Source organism: Alistipes sp. CAG:29 (genome assembly GCF_000435435.1).
Classification (GTDB): domain Bacteria; phylum Bacteroidota; class Bacteroidia; order Bacteroidales; family Rikenellaceae; genus Alistipes; species Alistipes onderdonkii.
In genome coordinates this window covers 43,561-46,618 of record NZ_FR893467.1, presented here as the reverse complement: position 1 = coordinate 46,618, position 3,058 = coordinate 43,561, and the positions used below count along the sequence as shown (strand labels likewise).

General features: G+C 61.0%; 3 protein-coding genes. All 3 read left to right on the top strand.

The features are described from left to right. Positions 1-53: 53 nt before the first annotated feature. A complete protein-coding gene (locus tag QVP03_RS13770) occupies positions 54-161 on the top strand; it encodes a hypothetical protein (RefSeq protein WP_369677402.1) in 108 nt (35 codons plus the stop codon). A 110-nt stretch (positions 162-271) separates the two neighbouring features. Continuing rightward, positions 272-1,630 carry an MATE family efflux transporter gene (locus QVP03_RS07505; RefSeq protein ID WP_022332890.1) on the top strand — a complete coding sequence of 453 codons (1,359 nt, stop codon included), beginning with the start codon at positions 272-274 and terminating at the stop codon, positions 1,628-1,630. 70 nt (positions 1,631-1,700) lie between these two features. Further along, positions 1,701-3,058: PSP1 domain-containing protein (locus QVP03_RS07500; protein WP_288210697.1), on the top strand; the 1,358-nt coding region annotated here is incomplete at its 3' end.

The window sequence follows — 3,058 nt, the reverse complement described above, 5'->3', positions numbered from 1 at the left end:
AATGGGTATTCGACCGTTTCACCAAGGTAGATTCGTTCAAACCCGGGTCGGGCATCGGCCTGTACCTCTGCCGCCTGATCGTCACCCGGCTCGGGGGCGCAATCCGCGTATGCCCCGACTACCGCGCGGGCTGCTGCATCGAAATCACGCTCCCGTACTGACCTCCGGCATGGAATCCGCCCAGAAACGGGCGGATTTTTCATCCCGGGACAGCCCGAGGATTGCAATCCGGACATAAATGGCTATCTTTGCACCCTAATCCGGAAAACCGATGTACAGTTTCTCGAAATACAAAGACCAGTACAAATCCAACCTGCGGCTGGCCCTGCCCGTCGTACTGACGCAATTGGGACAAATCCTCACGCAGGTGGCCGACAACCTGATGGTCGGCCGCTACGGCGGCGACGATCCCGTGCCGCTGGCCGCCGTATCGTTCGGCGGGGCGGTGTTCTTCATCCTTTTCATCGCCGCCATCGGCATCGCGCTGGGCATGACGCCCCTCGTGGGCGAACTCTACGCGCAGGGCGACCGCGAGAAGTCGGCCGGGCTGCTGCAAAACGGCATCCTGTTCTACACGCTGCTCGGGTTCGCGATGGCCGCCGTACAATATGCGGTCATCCCGCTCATGTACGACCTCGGCCAGCCGGTCGAGGTCGTCGACATGGCCATCCCCTACTACAAGATGCTGGTATTCAGCATGCCGTTCGTCATGCTCTTCTTCGCATTCAAGCAATTTCTCGAAGGCGTGGGCAACACCAAGGTCGAGATGGTCGTGACGATCATCGCCAACATGGCCAACATCGGCTTCAACGCGGTGTTCATCTACGGCCGCTTCGGGCTCCCCGAAATGGGTGCCGAGGGTGCCGGGCTGGGTACGCTGCTCTCGCGCATCATCGCCCCGATCCTGATGATCGGCTACTTCTACAACCGCCACAAATACCGCGGCTACCTCGACGGGTTCTCGCCCCGCAACTATTCGTGGGCCACGGTGAAGAACCTGCTGCACATGGGGCTTCCGATCTCGATGCAGATGTTCCTCGAAGCCTCGGCGTTCGTCGGCACTGGCATCATGATGGGCTGGTTCGGCAAGGAGACCATGAGCGCCAACCAGATCGCCGTTACGATCGGCAACTGCGCCTTCATGATCGTCATGTCGATCGGTGCGGCCACCACCATCCGCGTGTCGCACTGCTACGGTGCCCGCAACATCGGGGAGCTGTCGCTGGCGGCCAAGGCGTCGTACCACCTGGTGCTCGCCTGGAACGCTTTTGCAGCGCTGGTCTTCATCACCATGCGCAACATCATCCCGACGTTCTTCTCGACCAACCCCGAGGTGATCGCCATCGCTTCGCAACTGCTGGTCTTCGCGGCGCTCTACCAGCTTTCGGACGGCATCCAGAATGTCTCGGTAGGCATCCTGCGCGGCATACAGGACGTGAAGATCATCATGCCGATCGCCTTCGTATCCTACTGGCTGCTGAACCTGCCGGTGGGTTACCTGTTCGGCTTCACGCTCGGCATGGGCCCGACGGGGCTTTTCCTCGGCTTCTCGTTCGGCTTGTCGGCCGCGGCCGTGATGATGATCGTCCGCATCCGGCGCAGCGTCCGCAAGCTCCGCCTGGGCAATTGAGACAACGATTTAGGCAGAGTGGCCGCCGGATAAAAAAAATTTCGTATCTTTACGCAAATTATGCCCACAAATGGACACCGAAAAACAATATACGAAAAAGTGTAAACCCGAAATAGGCCGCGGATGCAGTTTCTGCGATTGCGGCGCAGAGTGCGAGGCGAAGCTCTGCGACGGGTGTTTCAAGCTTCACGAAACGGCGTGGCTCGAGGAGTACCCCGAGAATATCCCAACCGACATCGTGGAGGTGCGGTTCAAGAACACGCGCCGCTCGTTCTACCAGAACGCCAACAACCTGCAGCTCAAGCGGGGCGACATCGTGGCGGTCGAGGCATCGCCCGGACACGACATCGGCGTCGTTTCGCTCACGGGCGACCTGGTAGCACGCCAGATGCGCCGCACGGGATTCAACCCCTACAACGGCGAGTTCAAGAAAGTTTACCGCAAGGCCAAGCCCTACGACATCGAGAAATGGCAGGAGGCCATCGCCCTCGAACATGAAACGATGATCGCATCGCGCCAGATCGCCGCCGACATGGGACTCAACATGAAGATCGGCGACGTGGAATACCAGGGGGACAAGATCAAGGCTATTTTCTACTATATCGCCGACGAGCGTGTCGATTTTCGCGAACTGATCAAGGTCTTCGCCGAGCGGTTCCACATCCGCATCGAAATGAAGCAGATCGGCGCACGCCAGGAAGCCGGGCGCATCGGCGGGCTGGGTGCCTGCGGGCGCGAGCTGTGCTGCGCATCGTGGATGTCGAGCTTCTCGAGCGTCACGACGGGTGCCGCCCGTGCACAGGAGATTTCGCTCAATCCCCAGAAACTGGCCGGACAGTGCTCGAAGCTCAAATGCTGCATGATGTACGAATACGACACCTATGTCGACGCCCGCAAGGAGTTCCCGCGCCTGCGTGAGCCGTTGCAGGCCATCGACGGCGAATATTTCCTCGTCAAGAGCGACATCCTCGCCGGTACGATGACCTTCTCGTCGAGCAAGGATGCGATGGTCAATGTCACCACGCTGCCCGTGTCGCGCGTGCGCGAAATCATGGCACTGAACCGTGCAGGCAAGAAGGTCGACCAGCTGCAGCACGCCGACGACATCCGCCCGATAGCCGAGGAGCCGACCTACCGCTCCGAAGAGGACAGCATCACCCGTTTCGACTCGGCCAAACGGCGCAACAAGCGCGGCCGCAACCGGGGCAAACAGAACGGACAGGAGGGGCAGAACGGACAGCCTTCCCAGGAAACAGGACAGGAGCGCCGCCAGGCTCAGCCGGGGCAGCAGCCCCAGCAGGAGCGCCCCGAACGCCGCCAGCGGCGCAGCGACCGTTCCCGCAACGGGGAGAACCGTAACGGGGAAGGCCGCAGCAACGAGAACCGGAACAACGGGGAGGGCCGCAACGGCGGGGGGCGCCGCAACGG